The sequence below is a fragment of the Pseudomonas sp. Pseusp10 genome, from assembly GCF_059492225.1.
Genome location: NZ_CP168528.1, coordinates 4,515,300 through 4,532,264, shown reverse-complemented (window position 1 = coordinate 4,532,264; position 16,965 = coordinate 4,515,300). Strand labels below are relative to the sequence as shown.

The following is a 16,965-nucleotide window of genomic DNA, read 5'->3' as shown; positions in this document are numbered from 1 at the left end:
CTAACGGATTTGTCTTGCCTCGGTGGACCCCTGTTTTACAGTCTATTTCGGGATGTATTTGGACAGGGTAGCCTTAAGCGCCTCGGTGACAAGGGCAATCAGAATTGGCTGGGAACTCGACTGCATATCTCTACCAATTTCGAATTGCTGTTCTTTCACTTTTCCCGCGTATTTTGATGCGCGGCCTTCAGATACGAGTGATGACAACTCTTCTTGAGAGAATGACTTTTCATAGGCAGCTGCAAGGTTTTCATCCCACTGAGGCTGATACTGCGGCAGCAATGCATTGATTTCACCAGACACGGCATTGCTTGCATCTGCACTTCCCAGCTTTGTGGCGATCATCGCGTAGGTGTTCGTTCTTTTCGCTGCCGAAAGTGCAAGGATAGAGAGGTTACTGCCTATCTGTGCCTGGGCAACGAATGTGCGAGCATCCTTATGGGAGGGTGTTTCAGCAGACACTGTATTGGAAAGCGCGACGAGCATTGTGAGCAGGAGAGTGGCAGAAGAAATCCTTTTCATTTTCCTGCTCCTTAGGAGCGAAATAAGTGTTTCGTCAGCGTAGTTTCATCCCGGAGGTTGTGCCACTTAGTGACCACTGCTGCAGCAGGTGGTTTGAGCACGGTGAAACGTTGAATACCCTGGTTGAGGAAACTTGAATCGCGCCAGCTTTTCAGGCTCCACGACGGACTGCCTTTGGCCGTTTATTGCCTTGCGCCACCGGCTACAAATGGTTGCTCAGTTCGAATGCAATCAGGTGAGCAAGTCTATGCAATTCCCCATCACGCCTTGACCCAGCGCTGGCGACTCCAACTGCTCAATCCATCAACGGCGAACACCAGCAGCAACATGGCGAGGATCACCGTGCTGGCCTGGGCCTCCTGGAACAGGCTGAGGCTGACATAGAGCATCTGCCCCAAACCGCCGGCACCGACGAAACCCAGCACGCTGGCCATGCGGATGTTGTTTTCCCAGCGGTACAGGATGTACGCCAGCAGTTGCGGAAACAGGTTGGGCAGGGTGCCGTAGCAGAAGGCCCAGACGACGTTGCCGCCCTGCAAGCGGATGGCTTCGGCCGGTTGCGGCGGGGTGTTTTCCAGTGCTTCGGCGAACAGACGGCCGAGTACTCCGGTGGTGTGCATGGCCAGTGCCAGGGTACCGGCGTTCGGCCCGAGTCCGGCGGCCAGCACCATCAACGCGGCCCACACCAGTTCGGGAATGGCGCGCAGGCCATTGAGCACAAGACGCGACGCGCTCTGCAACAGCCAGCCGAAGCGCCCGGCCGCCGGCAGCGCCAACAGCAGGCCAAACACCGCCGCGAGCAGGGTGCCGAGGGCCGACATCGCCATGGTTTCCACGGCGCCACGGCCGATGGCTTGCAGGTGGCCGGCGCTCAGGTCCGGGCTGAGAAAGCGCAGCACGTAGGCACCCATCTGCTTCAGGTTGCTGCTGCCAGCCAGTTCACCGAGGTCGATGCCCAGGTAGCTGAACGAGGCGACGACCGCCGCAACGATGCACAGGATCAGCAGCAGGTTGATCAGGCGATTCATGCGAACCTCCAGCGCAGCAGGCGGCTGATCTGATCGGCGAACAGCACCAGGACGAAAAAGGTCAGCAACATGCTCGCCACTTCACCGCCGGCGAACATGCGCAACGACAGGTCGATCTGCTGGCCCAACCCGCCGGCGCCGACGAAGCCCATCACCACGGACGCGCGAATCGCGCATTCCCAGCGATACACCGTGTACGACAGCAATTCCGCCGCGACATTGGGCAGGATGCCGTAGCAGAAGGCCGTCAACCGAGCACTGCCGGCCTGTAGCAGTGCATGGGCCGGTCGCTGGTCGACCGACTCGAAAATCTCCGCATAGACCTTGCCCAGCATGCCGCTGTAGGTGATGGCAATGGCCAGCACCCCGGCCGTCGGGCCGAGGCCGACGGCGCGTACGAACAGCAAGGCCCAGACGATTTCCGGCACGCTGCGCAGGAAGATCAGCAACCCGCGCACCGGCCAACGCAACAGTCGGCCCGGGACGCTCGGGCGACCGCTGCGCGAAGCGGCCGACAGCGACAGCGCCCGGCTGGCCAGCAGGCTGGCGGGCACAGCCAACAGCAAGGCCAGGGCCATGCCGGCGGTGGCGATGGCCAGGGTCTGCAAGGTGGCTTGCCACAGCAGCTGAAGGAACTCTTCGCCATGGGCCGGCGGCCAGAAGGCTGAGACAAACCGGCCCATCTCACTCTGGCTGTCAGCCTTGAGCAGGACACCCAGGTCCAGTTCGCTGAAATGGATGCCGGGCCACAGCAGGGCAAGCGCCAACAGACTGAGCAGCAGGCGAGGCAGGGTGGCCGGGTCTCGTGTATCGCGCGTCAGCATCGGGGAATCTGCAGGATCAAGGGCACCACCGGAACGGGCGGTGATAGCAGTTGCTCGTTGGCGTAGAGCTTGTCGAGCAATTCGTGGTCGACGTCGCTGGCGGGAAGATCGAACAGGATCTGACCGTCACGCAAACCGATGATGCGTGAAAAGTGCGCCAGGGCCAGCTCCACCGCATGCAGGCTGGCGACCAGTGTCACGTTGTGTTCCTGCGCGTGGCGGCAGAGGACTGACAGGGTGTGGCCGGCCAGTACAGGGTCCATCGCCGACACCGGCTCATCGGCCAGCAGCACTTCGGGCGCCTGGTACAGCACGCGGGCAATGCCCACGCGCTGCAGTTGGCCGCCGGACAATTGCTGGCACTGGGCGAACAGTTTGTCGCCCAGGTCGAGTTTAAGCAGGGCCGCACGCGCACCAGGTACGTCCACCGGATGCAGCAGGCTCAGCAGGCTTTTGGCAAAGCCCCACTGGCCCAGTTTTCCGGCCAGTACCGCGGTGACCACTCGCTGGCGCGGTGGCAGTGGTGGCGCCTGGTGAACCAGGCCGATGCGCGCCCGCAGCTGCTGGCGCCGATGCGCACCCAGCTGCCAGGCGTGCTCGCCGAGTACCTCGACCGCGCCGTTGTCCGGGCGCAACGCGGTGGCCAGCACGTTGAGCAAGCTCGACTTGCCGGCGCCGGACGGACCGATGATCGCCACCTGCTCACCGGCGCCGATGTGCAGGTCGATCTCATGCAGCGCACGCACGTCATTGCCGTGGGTGAGGCTGACCCGGTTCAGATGCAGTGTCATTTCAGCAGGTCGGCAGCGCGCGCGGCTTCCTCGATGCCCTTGTAGTTCTCAGGCTTGGTCTCGATGAAGCGGCTGGCGGCTTGCAGGTCCAGAATCGCTTTTTGCTCCGGGTTGGCCGGGTCGAGCGCGAGGAAGGCCACCTTGATTTTATCGGCAAGGGCCGGGTCGAGGGTGCCGCGCACGGTCCAGTTGTAGTCGAAGTAGGCCGGCGTGGTGGCGAAGACCTTGACCTTGTCGGTGTCGACCTTGCCGGCCGCGACCAGTTTTGCCCAGACGCTGGCATTGAGTACGCCGGCGTCCACTTTGCCTGCCTGAACCCAGGCAACCGTGGCGTCGTGTGCGCCGGAGTAACCGACGCGACTGAAATAGCTTTCCGGCTTGATGCCGTCCTTGAGCATGAAATAACGCGGCATCAAGCTGCCGGAAGTGGAAGACACCGAACCGAAAGCAAAGGACTTGCCCTTGAGGTCGGCCAGCGACTTGACGGCCGGGTCGGCGGTGATGAATTTGCTGGTGAACTGGGCGTCCTGCTCACGCTGTACCAATGGAATGGCATTGCCGGTTTTCAGGCGCGCCTGCACGAAGGTGAAACCGCCCAGCCAGGCCATGTCGATGCGGTCGGTGGCCAGCGCCTCGACCACCGCCGGGTAGTCGGACACCGGCACGAACTCGACTTTCATGCCCAGTTGTTGCTCCAGATATTCGCCCAGTGGCTTGAACTTGCGCAGCAGTTCGGTGGGGGCTTCATCAGGAATGGCGCTGACCTTGAGGGTCTCGGCAGCCTGTGCCAGCAGGGTGGAAAAGGACAGGGTCAGGCCAACGGCCAAGGCCAGGGTACGTTTGAGCATGGAAGTTCTCCGGTTCAATAGCGGAAAAATGTCGATGCGCCCCGCACAAGCTGATTGCTGCACGACGCTTCGTGAGGGTAGACGAAAACGCCGCGATTATAGGGGGTCTTGCGTGCTTGACCAGCCTTGCAACAGGGCTTAAGGCTAAAAAGACCTGTGGGAGCGAGCTTGCTCGCGATGGCGGTGGATCAGTCGGCAATGACGTTGACTGACACACCGCTTTCGCGAGCAAGCTCGCTCCCACAGGAATTGCGGTGTCCCACAATTCAGGTTGCTTACATCCTTGCCAACGCCTGCGCCAGATCAGCACGCAAGTCTTCCACATCCTCGACCCCCACCGACAACCGCACCAACCCGTCACCGATACCCAATTGTGCCCGGGTGGCGGCTGGAATGGTGGCGTGGGTCATGATCGCCGGGTGTTCGATCAGGCTTTCCACGCCGCCCAGGCTTTCGGCCAGGGCGAAGATCTGCACGCTCTCGAGGAAGCGTTTGGTGCCAGCCAGGTCGCTGTTGAGGTCGAGGGAAATCATCCCGCCGAAACCGTGCATTTGCCGTTGGGCCAGTTCGTGTTGCGGGTGTGACGGCAGGCCAGGGTAGTAGACCCTTGAGACTTGTGGCTGACGCTCCAGCCATTGCGCCAGATCCAGCGCGTTGCTGCAATGCCGCTCCATGCGCAGCGCCAGGGTCTTCACCCCGCGCAGGGTGAGGAAGGCGTCGAACGGGCCGGCGATGGCGCCGACCGCGTTTTGCAGGAAACCCAGGCGCTCGGCCAGTTCGGCGTTCTGCCCGACCACGGCGATGCCGCCGATCACGTCGGAATGGCCGTTGAGGTATTTGGTGGTTGAGTGCAGCACGATGTCGAAACCCAGTTCCAGCGGGCGCTGGATCCACGGGCTGGCGAAGGTGTTGTCGGCCACGCAGATGATGCCGCGTGCGCGGCAGGTGCGGGCGATGGCGGCAAGGTCGGCGAGGTTCAGCAGGGGGTTACTCGGTGTCTCGACCATTACCATCCGAGTGTCGTCTTGCAGGGACGCCTCGAACGCCGCCAGGTCCGTCAGGTCGACGTAGCTGAAACGGTGCCCGGCGCTGCGCTGGCGCACTTTGTCGAACAGGCGGAAGGTGCCGCCGTACAAGTCATTGCCCGAGACGATGTGCGAGCCGGCGTCGAGCAGTTCGAGCACTGTGGAAATGGTCGCCAGTCCCGAGGCGAAGGCGAACGCCCGGGTACCGCCTTCGAGGTCTGCCACGCAGCGCTCCAGCGCCCAGCGCGTCGGGTTGTGCGAGCGCCCGTAATCCAGGCCTTTGTGCACACCGGGGCTTTGTTGCAGGTAGGTGGAGTTGGCGTAGATCGGCGGCATCAACGCCCCGGTCGAAGGGTCCGGCGTTTGCCCGGCATGGATCACGCGGGTGGCGAAGCCCCGTGGCGGGGCGTTTTCATCGTGCTGACTCATGGCAGGGATCTCCGCAGGTGATTGAGCATGTCGGTTCGGGTAATCAGGCCGTGGAAGCCCGAGGCATCCTGAATGATTGCCACCAGTCCACGGGCCAGCTCTGCTTCCAGTTCCGCCAGCGTGGCCGCGGGTGGCAGGGTTTGCAGTTTGTCGGTCATGGCGCTCGCCACGGTTTTACGGAAGTGTGCAGCGTCCTCATGCACCCCCAGCAGGATGTCGGACTCGTCGATCACGCCGACCAGTTGTTTGCCGTTCACCAGCACCGGCAGTTGCGACACGTCCGCCAGGCGCATGCGCTGGAACGCGGTGAGCAGGGTGTCATCGGGGCCGACGCTGATCACCCGGCCGTCCTCGAAGCGCCGCGCGATCAGGTCGCGCAGGTCGCCGTACTGCTTGCGTTGCAGCAAGCCCTGATCGTTCATCCACTGGTCGTTGTAGACCTTCGACAGGTAACGCGTACCGGTGTCGCAGACGAAGCTCACCACCCGCTTCGGCGCGGTCTGTTCGCGGCAGTAACGCAGTGCCGCCGCCAGCAGGGTGCCGGTGGAGGAACCGCCGAGAATGCCTTCGGCGCGCAGCAACTGGCGGGCGTGGTCGAAGCTTTCTTCGTCGCTGATCGAATAGGCGTGGCGCACGCTGGACAGGTCGGCAATCGACGGAATGAAGTCCTCGCCGATGCCCTCCACCGCCCAGGAACCGGGGGTGGGGAGGGTGCCACCGCGGCTGTATTCGGCCATCACTGAACCGACCGGGTCGGCCAGGACCATTTCCAGGTCCGGCTGCACGCGTTTGAAGAAGCGGGTCAGGCCGGTCAGCGTACCGGCCGAGCCGACCCCGACGACGATGGCGTCCACATCATGCTGGGTCTGCGCCCAGATCTCCGGCGCGGTGCTGCATTCGTGGGCCAGCGGGTTGGCGGGGTTGTTGAACTGGTCGGCGAAGAACGCATCGGGAATTTCCGCCGCCAGTCGCGCGGCGACATCCTGGTAGTACTCGGGATGGCCCTTGCCGACATCGGAGCGGGTGATGTGTACCTCGGCGCCCATGGCCTTGAGGTGCAGGACCTTCTCGGTGGACATCTTGTCCGGCACCACCAGCACCACCCGGTAACCCTTGGCGCGGCCGACCAGGGCCAGGCCGAGGCCGGTATTGCCGGCAGTGGCTTCGACGATGGTGCCGCCGGGCCTGAGGCGACCATCGCGTTCGGCGGTGTCGATCATCGCCAGACCGATGCGGTCCTTGATCGAACCGCCGGGGTTCTGGGATTCGAGTTTGAGAAACAGCGTGCACGGACCGGTATCGAACCGGCTGACGCGCACCAGCGGGGTATTGCCAATCAGTTCGAGTACGGCAGGACGGGAATTGTCGGGCATGTCATCACTCCTTGCGTGAATCCGCACTGGATGGACAGCAATCCGCGCCGGGTCTTCGCGCCGGTCGCGGGCAATGCATCGCTTGGACCATAGGCCGGGATCGGGTCGACCGCAACCTTGCACGGCCAGCCGGTCACCTCGACGCTTTTTCCTCGCCAGCAACCACAAAAAACATAATTTCGCTATTTCCCGGCTCCGAACAGAATGCGGCCAACACCCTGACACCGATAGCCGCAGCAGAAGAACAACAGTGATCAGAATCGAGGCGGCAGCCATGACCGACCTGAATCAAACCACCTTTCAGAAGTGCACAGCCATGACAGTTGATAAAACCGAAATTGATACGCTTGTTGTTGGCGCCGGCCAGGCCGGCGTGGCCATGAGTGAACACCTGAGCAAGCTCGGCGTACCCCACCTCGTCCTGGAGCGCAATCGCATCGCCGAAGCCTGGCGCACTGGCCGCTGGGATTCGCTGGTGGCCAACGGTCCGGCGTGGCACGACCGTTTCCCGGGGCTGGAATTCGACAGTCTGGACCCGGATGCCTTTGCCGGAAAAGAGCAGGTGGCTGAGTACTTCGAGGCCTACGCCCGCAAGTTCAACGCGCCGATCCGCACTGGCGTTGAAGTCAGGAAAGTGGAGCGCAACACTGATCGTCCGGGCTTCACTGTTGAAACCTCTGATGGCGTGATCGAGGCCCGGCATGTGGTGGTCGCCACCGGTCCGTTCCAGCGCCCGGCAATCCCGCCGATTGCCCCGCAAATCGCCGGTATCACCCAGATTCACTCCGCCCAATATTACAACCCGCAGCAACTCGCCGAAGGCGCGGTGCTGGTAGTGGGCGCCGGTTCCTCGGGCGTGCAGATCGCCGATGAGCTGCAACGTTCCGGCAAGCAGGTTTACCTGTCGGTGGGCGCCCACGACCGTCCGCCGCGTGCCTATCGCAACCGCGATTTCTGCTGGTGGCTGGGAGTGCTCGGCGAGTGGGATGCCGAGGCTATGCAGCCGGGCAAGGAGCACGTGACCATCGCCGTGAGCGGTGCCCGTGGCGGCCACACCGTGGACTTCCGTCGGTTGGCCCACCAGGGCATGACACTGGTCGGCCTGACCCGATCGTTCAACGGCGCTGTGGTGAGTTTCGAAAACAACCTCGCCGACAATATCCAGCGCGGCGATGAAAACTACCTCGCGCTGCTCGACAAGGCTGACGCCTATATCGAACGCAATGGCCTGGACCTGCCGCTGGAACCCGAAGCCCGGACCATGCTGACGGACCCGGATTGCGTGACCAATCCAATCCTTGAACTGGACCTGGTCAAGGCCGGCGTGACCACGATCATCTGGGCCACCGGTTACTCCACCGATTACAGCTGGCTGAAGGTCGATGCCTTCAAGGAAAACGGCAAACCGCAGCACCAGCGCGGCGTGTCGGCCGAGCCGGGGGTGTATTTCGTCGGTTTGCCTTGGCAGTCCCGTCGTGGCTCCGCGTTTATCTGGGGCGTTTGGCACGACGCCAAGCACATCGCCGATCACATCGTTAAACAACACACCTATCTCAACTATCGGGATGCGACCCAGCGTCAAGCCGACGCCGCCCGAGCACCTCTTCAGAAAGCCAGCCTCATGGGAGTTCGTTAATGCCTACTCATACTCGCATCCGCATGTTCAACACCAAAGACACCTACCCGAACCAGACGCTCGACAACGACCTGTGCCAGGCCGTGCGTGCCGGCAACACGGTGTATGTGCGTGGTCAGGTCGGCACCGATTTCAACGGTCAACTGGTGGGGCTCGGCGATCCGCGCGCCCAGGCCGAGCAGGCCATGCGCAACGTCAAGCAACTGCTGGAAGAGGCGGGCAGCGACCTGAGCCACATCGTCAAGACCACCACCTACCTGATCGACCCGCGCTATCGCGAGCCGGTGTATCAGGAAGTCGGCAAGTGGCTCAAGGGTGTGTTCCCGATTTCCACCGGCCTGGTGGTCAGTGCCCTCGGCCAGCCGCAGTGGCTGATGGAAATTGATGTGATCGCTGTCATCCCTGAATAAGGAATTCGCCATGACCTTTTCCATTGTTGGTCGCTGCGCCGAGACCGGCCAGCTGGGCATTGCCATCAGCTCTTCGAGCATTGCCGTCGGTGCGCGCTGCCCCTGGCTGCGTGCCGGGGTCGGCGCGGTGTCGAGCCAGAACATCACGCTGCCGGCCCTTGGCCCGCAGATTCTCGATGAACTGGCCAACGGCTCGGCGCCGCCCCAGGCGCTGGACCGTTCATTGACCCGCAATGGCTACAGCCAATACCGCCAGGTGGCGGTGGTCGATGCACAGGGACGCACGGCGGTGTTCAGCGGTAACCATGCGCTGGGCAGCCATAATGCGCTGGCCGGCGATCAATGCGTGGCGGCCGGTAACCTGCTGGCCAGCAGCGCGGTGATCGAAGCCATGGTCGCGGCGTTCGAAACCAGCGAAGGCTGCCTCGCCACCCGGCTGATGAACGCCTTGCAGGCCGGGCAGGACGCTGGCGGCGAAGCCGGCGCGGTGCACTCGGCGGCGTTGTCGGTGGTCGGTGACCTGACCTGGCCGATTGTCGACCTGCGGGTGGATTGGGCCGATGAAAACCCGATTGGCGAGCTGGGCAAACTGTGGACTGCCTACGAGCCGCAATTGCAGGACTATCTGACCCGCGCCCTCAATCCGACCCTGGCCCCGAGCTATGGAGTGCCCGGCGATGAGTGAGTTGCGCAGCCGCGCCATGCTCGCGCGATTGATCGGGTTCGCCACGGTCAGCCGCGATTCGAATCTGGAGCTGATCGAGTTCGTGCGTGACTACCTGCACGAACTGGGCGTGGATTGCGAACTGATCTACAACGCCGAGCGGACCAAGGCCAATCTGTTGGCCACGGTCGGCCCGCGTGTGGCCGGCGGTATTGTGCTGTCCGGGCACACCGACGTGGTGCCGGTGGACGGCCAGGCCTGGACGGTCGAACCGTTCCGGCTGAGCGAGGCGGGCGGCAAGCTTTACGGCCGCGGCACGGCGGACATGAAAGGCTATCTGGCCTCGGTGCTGGCCGCTGTGCCGATGTTTCTCGCCAGCCCTTTAAAACGCCCGGTGCACCTGGCGTTTTCCTATGACGAAGAGGTCGGGTGCCTCGGCGTGCGCGGTTTGCTGGAAGTGCTGCCGCAACGCATCCCGGCACCGGCGTTGTGTTTGATCGGCGAGCCGACCGAGCTCAAACCGGTGCTTGGTCACAAGGGCAAACTGGCAATGCGTTGCCACGTACACGGTGCGCCGTGCCATTCGGCTTACGCGCCTTATGGGGTGAACGCCATCGAGCAGGCTGCGCGGCTGATCGGTCGACTGGGTGAGATCGGCACGCGCCTGGCTGAGCCGCAGTATCACGACGAGCGCTTCGATCCGGCGTACTCGACGGTGCAGGTGGGTGTGATTTCCGGTGGGACGGCGTTGAACATCGTGCCGGAGAATTGCCGTTTTGATTTCGAAGTGCGCGCCTTGCCGGACTTTGCTCCGGAAGCGGTCGCCAATGAGCTGCAAAATTACGCCGAGCAAACCTTGCTGCCGGCGATGCAGGCGGTGAAAGCCGACACTTCCATTCGTTTTGAAAAGCTTTCGACCTATCCCGGCCTGGCGACGCCCGCCGACAGTGCGGCCGCCCGGCTGATTGCCCAGCTGTGCGGCAGCGACGAGTTCAGCACCGTGGCCTTTGGCACCGAAGGCGGGTTGTTCGACCAGGCCGGCATTGCGTCAGTGGTCTGCGGTCCCGGCAGCATGGACCAGGGGCACAAGCCCGATGAATTCGTCAGCGTTGATCAGATGGCGGCCTGTGACCGCTTGATGGATCGCCTGGCGGCTTACTTGAGTGAATCCGAACACCCATAACAACAAAGGGCTGACAAGGCCCGAGGAAGCGATCCATGTCCAGATCCTTGCGTTGCAGTGTTCCGTTTGCCCTGGCGTTGTTGAGTGCCAGTGCGTGGGCGGCCCCCCAGGACCTCACCGTGATTTCCTTCGGTGGTGCTACCAAACAGGCCCAGGATAAAGCCTATTTCCAGCCCTTTAACGCCAGCGGCGCGGGCAACATCATCGCCGGTGAGTACAACGGCGAGCTGTCGAAGATCAAGGCCATGGTCTCCGCCGGTCACACCAGCTGGGACGTGGTCGAAGTCGAAAGCCCCGAGCTGTTGCGCGGCTGCGAGGAGGGCCTGTTCGAGAAGCTCGATGCGGGACGCTTCGGTGATTCGGCGAACTTCGTCCCGGGTGCGCTGACCGAATGCGGGGTGGCCACTTACGTCTGGTCGATGGTCATGGCCTACGACCAGAGCAAGCAGGCCAAGGCCCCGCAATCCTGGGCGGACTTCTGGAACGTGGCCGACTTCCCGGGCAAGCGCGGCCTGCGCAAGAGTGCCAAGTACACCCTGGAAATCGCGTTGCTGGCCGACGGCGTCAAGGCGGACGACGTGTACAAGGTCTTGAACACGCCCCAAGGCGTGACGCGGGCCTTTGCCAAACTCGACCAGATCAAGCCGAACATCCAGTGGTGGGAGGCGGGCGCACAACCGGCGCAGTGGCTGGTGGCCGGGGACGTGGTGATGAGCGCGGCCTACAACGGCCGGATCGCCTCGGCGCAAAAGGAAGGCATGAAGCTGAGCATCGTCTGGCCGCAGAGCCTGTACGACCCGGAATACTGGGCGGTGGTCAAAGGCACGCCGAACAAGGCGTTGGCGGAAAACTTCATCGCCTTTGCCAGCCAGCCGCAGACGCAAAAAGTGTTCTCGGAAACCATCCCTTACGGGCCGGTGCATCGCCAGACCCTGCCATTGCTGCCAAAGGACGTGCAGGAGCAACTGCCGACCGCCGAAGCCAACCTGGCCGGTGCCCGGGCGGTGGATGCGGAATTCTGGGTCGACCACGGCGAGGAGCTTGAACAGCGCTTCAATGCCTGGGCTGCCCGCTGATACAGGCGCCGCATAACCCCCTGTAGGAGCGAGCTTGCTCGCGATGGGCCCCTCAGCTTCAACATCTTCGTCGACTGATCCACCGCCATCGCGAGCAAGCCCGCTCCCACAAAAGTACGGCGCACACAGGACCCTGTGGGAGCGAGCTTGCTCGCGATGAGGCCATCAGATCCAACATCTTCGTTGACTGATCCACCGCCTTCGCGAGCAAGCCCGCTCCCACAAAGTGTGGCGTACACAGGACCCCGTGGGAGCGAGCCTGCTCGCGATGGGGCCCTCAGCTTCAACATCTTCGTTGACTGATGCACCGCCATCGCGAGCAGGCTCGCTCCTACAAAAGTACGGCGCACACAGGACCCCGTGGGAGCGAGCTTGCTCGCGATGAGGCCATCAGATCCAACATCTTCATTGACTGATCCACCGCCTTCGCGAGCAAGCCCGCTCCCACAAAGTGTGGCGTACAGAGGACCCTGTGGGAGCGAGCTTGCTCGCGATGAGGCCATCAGATCCAACATCGTCGTTGACTGATCCACCGCCATCGCGAGCAGGCTCGCTCCTACAGGGATTTCGTCGTTCTGATTTTTATTGGTTTTTCCTGCTGATAAATAGCCATTACTGCGCAATATTTTTTAAGGTTTAAAGGCACAAATTAAGTAATTTTCCTCCCCGCGCTCTTTGTCCATGATCGCCTCCAACAAGAAATGCGCAGGTACGTCTTGCGCACACCGAAGTACGAACACGTACTCATCCTTGCCTTGGAGTTCGTCATGTCCACCACCGCTTCATCCGCCCCGCTCATCGAGAAACACACGATCGGGTACGTCCCCCCTGAGGATCGCCACGGAAAGGTCAAAGATCTGTTCACCCTGTGGTTCGGCGGCAACATCGCGCCGTTACCCATCGTCACCGGCGCGCTCGGCGTGCAGCTGTTTCACCTGAACCTGGTCTGGGGCATTGTCGCCATCATCGTTGGCCATCTGGTGGGCGGTGTGTTGATGGCGCTGCACTCGGCGCAAGGCCCGCAGATGGGCATTCCGCAGATGATCCAGAGCCGCGCGCAGTTCGGTTCGCTGGGCGCGTTGCTGGTGGTGGTGATTGCCGGCGTGATGTACATCGGTTTCTTCGCTTCCAACATCGTCCTGGCCGGCAAGTCGCTGCATGGTGTGGTCGAAAGTGTGCCAGTATCGGTCGGCATTGTCCTCGGCGGCCTCGGCTCCGGGATCATCGGCATCATTGGCTACCGCTTCATCCATGTGCTCAATCGCATCGGCACCTGGGTGCTGGGCCTCGGCATCGTGCTGGGTTTCGGCTACATCCTGACCCACGTCCAGACCGACGACTTCCTGACCCGCGGCAGTTTCAACATTTCCGGCTGGCTGGCCACGGTGTCGCTGGCGGCGCTCTGGCAAATCGCGTTCGCGCCGTACGTGTCCGATTACTCGCGCTACCTGCCGAAGGACGTCAAGGTCAGCTCGACCTTCTGGGCGACTTACCTCGGCTCGTCGCTGGGCTCGATCCTGTCCTTCGTGTTCGGCGCCGTTGCCGTATTGGCCACGCCCGTCGGCATGGACACCATGGATGCGGTGAAGCTCGCGACCGGCGCCATCGGCCCGTTGATGCTGGTGCTGTTCCTGCTCAGCGTGATCAGCCACAACGCCCTGAACCTGTATGGCGCCGTGCTCTCGGTGATCACCCTGCTGCAAACCTTCGCCCACCGCTGGATTCCGGCTGCTTCGAGCCGGGCGGTGCTGTCGCTGATCATCCTGGCCGGTTGCTGCGTAGCGGCCATTGGCGCCTCGGCGGATTTCATCGGGCATTTCGTCGACCTGGTGCTGGCCTTGCTGGTGGTGCTGGTGCCGTGGACCGCGATCAACCTCATCGACTTCTACGCGATCCACAAGGGCGACTACGACATCGCCTCGATCTTCCGCGTCGACGGCGGCATCTATGGCCGCTTCAATCCGCAGGCGCTGCTGGCCTACGGCATTGGCATCGTGGTGCAGATCCCGTTCATGAACACGCCGATCTACACCGGCCCCGTTGCGGTGCATATCGATGGTGCGGATCTGTCGTGGCTGGTCGGTCTGCTGGTCACCACACCGCTGTACTACTGGCTGGCGAACCGTGATACGGCTTACCGTCGGCGCCAGAACATGGTCGGGTTGATGCCAACCAACGGTTGATCGGGCATCCGGGGCCGGCGTATCGGGTTGAACGGTTGTGAGCGTCAGGGATGGCCGTTTTTCAGGCGTATGGTTATGCTCAGCACGTTTACCAACCGCCAAATAAAAACAACCACAGTGAAGCCATGAGCCAATCCGACACGCGTGCGACTGTTCTAGCGCTGTATCCAGAAGACTCCCGCGAGGCGGCGGCGTTGCTCAAGCAGGCAGTGCCGCTGATGGTTCGTCACAACATTCCGCCCAACCCGGTGCACTACGCGCTCTGGTACACCTACAGCAAAGGCCAGGAACCGGAACTCAATCGGCACCTGGACCGGGTGGTGGCCGACTTCGACTGTTTCCCGCCGGAGTCGGCCACCAAACTGTTTCGCGAGTACATCATCCGCGATGAACTGGCGGATGCCCGTTCCGGGCAACAGGACGCGATCAACCTGGTCGACGACATGGAGCGCGATGTTTCGCGCAGCGTGAAAGGTAACCAGAACTTCCAGGCCAGCCTTGGTCAATACCTGCAAATGCTTGAAGAGCCGGCCAGCGAGCGCTTGCCGAGCATCCTGATCCAGCTGCAACAGAGCACCCGGCTGATGCAGGGGCAGCAGGAGCACTTCCTCGCCCAGTTGCAATCGGCACAGCATGAGATCAAAAGCCTGCGCGACAAACTGGAGCGCGCCCAACTGGCCGCGACCCTCGATGGCCTGACCGAATTGTTCAACCGCACCACCTTCAACCACAAGCTTGAGCAGGCAATGAGCAACGCGGCGACCGGCGTGGCGTTGGTGATGCTGGATATCGACCACTTCAAACAATTCAACGACCAGTACGGCCACCCCTTGGGCGACCGCGTGCTGCAGCATGTCGCCCAAGTGTTGCGTAATTCGCTGCCCGCCGAGGCCTTTGCGGCGCGTTACGGTGGTGAGGAGTTCTGTGTCGTGCTCAAGGATTGTCCGGATCTGGCCGCTGCGGGCGCTTTTGCCGAGCGCCTGCGTCTGAAAATCCAGTCGCTGCGGGTCAAGGCCCGAGGCACCGACACCGTGCTGGACACCATCACCGCTTCGTTCGGCGTGGCCCATGCTCAACCCGGCGACACTCCGGAGAGTCTGCTGACCCGCGCCGATGACGCGCTGTACCAGGCCAAGCACAACGGGCGTAATCAGGTACATCAGTAGCCTGACGTACCCGTCACTACCGGGTTATCCGAGAATGAAGTACACCTTGCGCACTGGCGTGAGGTTTTCCCACGTGCCGTTGAATCCACTGGCTACGACGAAAGAGTCTCCCGGCCCGAACGTTCGACTGGTTCCGTCGGCATCGGTCAGTCGCACTGTGCCCTCCAGAATGTGGCACAGCTCATCGTAATCACACTGGCAACGTTCCCGGTGCGGGCCAGCCTCCCAGATGCCGGCCACGGCGTTTTTCTCCGGCGCCACAAAGTGCCGCCAACTCTTGCTGCGATAAGGCGCATCGACCACGGCCGGGTCGTTGATTTCAGTTTCACGGGGTGCAAGGTCACGGGCGAAGTCGATGACGTGCCGGGGCAGGGCTGTGGGCATGGTGGTCTCCGGATCAGGAATCGAAACCGATGCCAAAGGCATCGAAGGTCTTGAGCAGCAGGTCGCGGTGCCCGTCGCGGTCTTCCCGCGCCAGTGAGCGCTGGGCCAGTTTCACGCCGACATAACGCAACGGTTCGGGCGGAAAGTGGAAGGGTGCCTTGGAAGTCATCTGCAACTCGGTGCGTTCGGTGCGCTCGCCGGCCAACAGATCGAGCATGTTCAGCGCGGCAAAGCGACTGGCCGATACACCTTGCCCGGTGAAACCCAAGGCATAGGCAACGCGGCCCTGATGTTCGCAACCGGTGAACATCGTGGTGCGTGCGGAGGTGTCGATGATGCCGCCCCAGGCGTGACTGAAACGCACATTGCCCAGGGCCGGGAAAGTCTGGTGGAACTGCTCGGCCAGGCGCTGGAAACTTTGCGGGCGCTGGGTCAGGGCTTCGTCACGGCGCCCGCCGAAATGGTAAATGGCATCAAAGCCGGCCCAGAGAATGCGGTTGTCGGCGGTCTTGCGCAGGTAGTGGAACTGATTGCCGGAATCGGCTATGCCGTAGCGTCCGATCCAGCCGATGGCCGCCAGTTGCTCATTGCCAAGCGGCTCGCTGACCAGGCTGTAGTCGTAGACCGGAATCACGCTCGACTTCAGGTGCCCGAGCAACGGCGGGGCGATGTTGGTGGCGAGGGCGATTTTCCCGGCGATCACTTCGCCGTTGGCTGTGCGCAGTCGCAAGCTGTCTTTGTCCGCATCCAGTTGCAAGACAGGGCTGTTCTCGAACAGTTGAACCCCTTGCTCCAGGCAGACGCGACGCAGCTCGGCGGCCATTTTTGCCGGGTTGAGCAGGGCGTAGTTGGGTTCGAACAGGCCCGCCACGTACGCCGGGGAGTCGAGTTTCCGGGCCAGGCCGCTGCCTTCCAGCCACTCGCAGTCAATGCCGAAGCGGGCGTAGTTACGCTGCATTGAACGCAAGCCGTCGACCTGCCACGGTTGGCTGGCCACGTTAAGTTTGCCCTGGCGTTCGAATTCGACGTGCATGCCGAAGCGCTGCAGGTCGGCGGCCAACTCATCGAGGTTCTGCCGGCCCAGTCGGATCAGTTGCTCTGCTTCTTCAGGCCAACGCTTGAGCGCGTTGGACACTCCGTGGGAAATGCTCGGCGCGCAGAATCCGCCATTGCGCCCGCTGGCCTCACCCCCGCAGCGACGTGCTTCGATGATCGCGATACTCAAACCGGGCTGGCGCCGGCGAGCCAGCAGGGCCGTCCACAAGCCGGTAAAGCCACCGCCGACCACCACCAGATCGAACTGCATGGACCCGCTGACGGCGGGCGCGGCGGGCGGTGGGGTAACGGTGTCCTGCCAAAAGGGGTGAGGCAGGGCACGGTCAAGCGCATCGAGACGCGATGGGGCATTCATGCTGAAACTCCG

General features: G+C 62.5%; 16 protein-coding genes. 7 read left to right on the top strand and 9 right to left on the bottom strand.

Annotated elements, in window-relative coordinates; all coding sequences use genetic code 11:
- Positions 1–42: 42 nt before the first annotated feature.
- From ACEN8Z_RS20395 to ACEN8Z_RS20365, 7 genes are all read right to left on the bottom strand, one after another.
- Positions 43–522, bottom strand: a complete 480-nt coding sequence (locus tag ACEN8Z_RS20395) for a hypothetical protein (RefSeq protein ID WP_495595449.1) — start codon at positions 520–522, stop codon at positions 43–45.
- A gap of 260 nt (positions 523–782) precedes the next feature.
- The gene (phnE, locus tag ACEN8Z_RS20390; RefSeq protein WP_495595448.1) at positions 783–1,550 is read right to left on the bottom strand and encodes a phosphonate ABC transporter, permease protein PhnE; all 768 of its coding nucleotides are present in this window, start codon (positions 1,548–1,550) and stop codon (positions 783–785) included.
- Positions 1,547–2,374 (bottom strand): PhnE/PtxC family ABC transporter permease, encoded by an 828-nt coding sequence (locus ACEN8Z_RS20385; RefSeq protein WP_495595447.1) that lies wholly within the window; start codon positions 2,372–2,374, stop codon positions 1,547–1,549. Before ACEN8Z_RS20385 ends, phnE begins: the two co-directional genes overlap by 4 nt.
- A complete protein-coding gene (locus ACEN8Z_RS20380; RefSeq protein WP_495595446.1) occupies positions 2,368–3,165 on the bottom strand; it encodes a phosphonate ABC transporter ATP-binding protein in 798 nt (265 codons plus the stop codon). The genes ACEN8Z_RS20385 and ACEN8Z_RS20380 overlap by 7 nt, the downstream gene beginning before the upstream one ends.
- Positions 3,162–4,013 carry a putative selenate ABC transporter substrate-binding protein gene (locus tag ACEN8Z_RS20375; protein WP_108231096.1) on the bottom strand — a complete coding sequence of 284 codons (852 nt, stop codon included), beginning with the start codon at positions 4,011–4,013 and terminating at the stop codon, positions 3,162–3,164. The genes ACEN8Z_RS20380 and ACEN8Z_RS20375 overlap by 4 nt, the downstream gene beginning before the upstream one ends.
- A gap of 275 nt (positions 4,014–4,288) precedes the next feature.
- Positions 4,289–5,467: a trans-sulfuration enzyme family protein gene (locus ACEN8Z_RS20370; RefSeq protein WP_495595445.1), complete on the bottom strand. Its 1,179-nt coding sequence runs from the start codon at positions 5,465–5,467 to the stop codon at positions 4,289–4,291.
- Positions 5,464–6,840 (bottom strand): pyridoxal-phosphate dependent enzyme, encoded by a 1,377-nt coding sequence (locus ACEN8Z_RS20365; protein WP_442100662.1) that lies wholly within the window; start codon positions 6,838–6,840, stop codon positions 5,464–5,466. Before ACEN8Z_RS20365 ends, ACEN8Z_RS20370 begins: the two co-directional genes overlap by 4 nt.
- 274 nt (positions 6,841–7,114) lie before the next feature.
- On the opposite strand from ACEN8Z_RS20365, the gene ACEN8Z_RS20360 reads away from it, so the two are divergent.
- The 7 genes from ACEN8Z_RS20360 (at position 7,115) to ACEN8Z_RS20330 (ending at position 15,158) form a co-directional block, all read left to right on the top strand.
- Positions 7,115–8,476 (top strand): flavin-containing monooxygenase, encoded by a 1,362-nt coding sequence (locus tag ACEN8Z_RS20360; RefSeq protein WP_495595444.1) that lies wholly within the window; start codon positions 7,115–7,117, stop codon positions 8,474–8,476.
- Positions 8,476–8,886 (top strand): RidA family protein, encoded by a 411-nt coding sequence (locus ACEN8Z_RS20355; protein WP_003201555.1) that lies wholly within the window; start codon positions 8,476–8,478, stop codon positions 8,884–8,886. Before ACEN8Z_RS20360 ends, ACEN8Z_RS20355 begins: the two co-directional genes overlap by 1 nt.
- Before the next feature lie 10 nt (positions 8,887–8,896).
- Positions 8,897–9,571, top strand: coding sequence for a DUF1028 domain-containing protein (locus ACEN8Z_RS20350; RefSeq protein ID WP_495595443.1), 675 nt, complete (start codon positions 8,897–8,899; stop codon positions 9,569–9,571).
- Positions 9,564–10,733, top strand: coding sequence for an acetylornithine deacetylase (gene argE / locus ACEN8Z_RS20345; protein ID WP_495595442.1), 1,170 nt, complete (start codon positions 9,564–9,566; stop codon positions 10,731–10,733). The genes ACEN8Z_RS20350 and argE overlap by 8 nt, the downstream gene beginning before the upstream one ends.
- A gap of 35 nt (positions 10,734–10,768) precedes the next feature.
- Positions 10,769–11,809, top strand: a complete 1,041-nt coding sequence (locus ACEN8Z_RS20340) for an ABC transporter substrate-binding protein (RefSeq protein WP_204930686.1) — start codon at positions 10,769–10,771, stop codon at positions 11,807–11,809.
- 767 nt (positions 11,810–12,576) lie between these two features.
- Positions 12,577–13,992, top strand: a complete 1,416-nt coding sequence (locus tag ACEN8Z_RS20335) for a purine-cytosine permease family protein (RefSeq protein WP_495595441.1) — start codon at positions 12,577–12,579, stop codon at positions 13,990–13,992.
- Positions 13,993–14,117: 125 nt separating this feature from the next.
- Entirely contained in the window at positions 14,118–15,158 is a 1,041-nt protein-coding gene (locus tag ACEN8Z_RS20330) for a GGDEF domain-containing protein (protein WP_495595440.1), read from the top strand.
- Positions 15,159–15,182: 24 nt separating this feature from the next.
- Here the strand turns inward: ACEN8Z_RS20330 and ACEN8Z_RS20325 are convergent, their stop codons facing one another.
- Positions 15,183–15,542, bottom strand: coding sequence for a cupin domain-containing protein (locus ACEN8Z_RS20325; RefSeq protein ID WP_442100163.1), 360 nt, complete (start codon positions 15,540–15,542; stop codon positions 15,183–15,185).
- Positions 15,543–15,555: 13 nt separating this feature from the next.
- Complete coding sequence (locus ACEN8Z_RS20320; protein WP_495595439.1) at positions 15,556–16,953, bottom strand: FAD-dependent oxidoreductase; 1,398 nt, start codon at positions 16,951–16,953, stop codon at positions 15,556–15,558.
- Positions 16,954–16,965 lie beyond the last annotated feature (12 nt).

Bases quoted from the DNA above. Each gene is read 5' to 3' on its own strand.
- ACEN8Z_RS20395 (WP_495595449.1), bottom strand. From the start codon at position 522: ATGAAAAGGATTTCTTCTGCCACTCTCCTGCTCACAATGCTCGTCGCG.
- phnE (WP_495595448.1), bottom strand. From the start codon at position 1,550: ATGAATCGCCTGATCAACCTGCTGCTGATCCTGTGCATCGTTGCGGCG.
- ACEN8Z_RS20385 (WP_495595447.1), bottom strand. From the start codon at position 2,374: ATGCTGACGCGCGATACACGAGACCCGGCCACCCTGCCTCGCCTGCTG.
- ACEN8Z_RS20380 (WP_495595446.1), bottom strand. From the start codon at position 3,165: ATGACACTGCATCTGAACCGGGTCAGCCTCACCCACGGCAATGACGTG.
- ACEN8Z_RS20375 (WP_108231096.1), bottom strand. From the start codon at position 4,013: ATGCTCAAACGTACCCTGGCCTTGGCCGTTGGCCTGACCCTGTCCTTT.
- ACEN8Z_RS20370 (WP_495595445.1), bottom strand. From the start codon at position 5,467: ATGAGTCAGCACGATGAAAACGCCCCGCCACGGGGCTTCGCCACCCGC.
- ACEN8Z_RS20365 (WP_442100662.1), bottom strand. From the start codon at position 6,840: ATGCCCGACAATTCCCGTCCTGCCGTACTCGAACTGATTGGCAATACC.
- ACEN8Z_RS20360 (WP_495595444.1), top strand. From the start codon at position 7,115: ATGACCGACCTGAATCAAACCACCTTTCAGAAGTGCACAGCCATGACA.
- ACEN8Z_RS20355 (WP_003201555.1), top strand. From the start codon at position 8,476: ATGCCTACTCATACTCGCATCCGCATGTTCAACACCAAAGACACCTAC.
- ACEN8Z_RS20350 (WP_495595443.1), top strand. From the start codon at position 8,897: ATGACCTTTTCCATTGTTGGTCGCTGCGCCGAGACCGGCCAGCTGGGC.
- argE (WP_495595442.1), top strand. From the start codon at position 9,564: ATGAGTGAGTTGCGCAGCCGCGCCATGCTCGCGCGATTGATCGGGTTC.
- ACEN8Z_RS20340 (WP_204930686.1), top strand. From the start codon at position 10,769: ATGTCCAGATCCTTGCGTTGCAGTGTTCCGTTTGCCCTGGCGTTGTTG.
- ACEN8Z_RS20335 (WP_495595441.1), top strand. From the start codon at position 12,577: ATGTCCACCACCGCTTCATCCGCCCCGCTCATCGAGAAACACACGATC.
- ACEN8Z_RS20330 (WP_495595440.1), top strand. From the start codon at position 14,118: ATGAGCCAATCCGACACGCGTGCGACTGTTCTAGCGCTGTATCCAGAA.
- ACEN8Z_RS20325 (WP_442100163.1), bottom strand. From the start codon at position 15,542: ATGCCCACAGCCCTGCCCCGGCACGTCATCGACTTCGCCCGTGACCTT.
- ACEN8Z_RS20320 (WP_495595439.1), bottom strand. From the start codon at position 16,953: ATGAATGCCCCATCGCGTCTCGATGCGCTTGACCGTGCCCTGCCTCAC.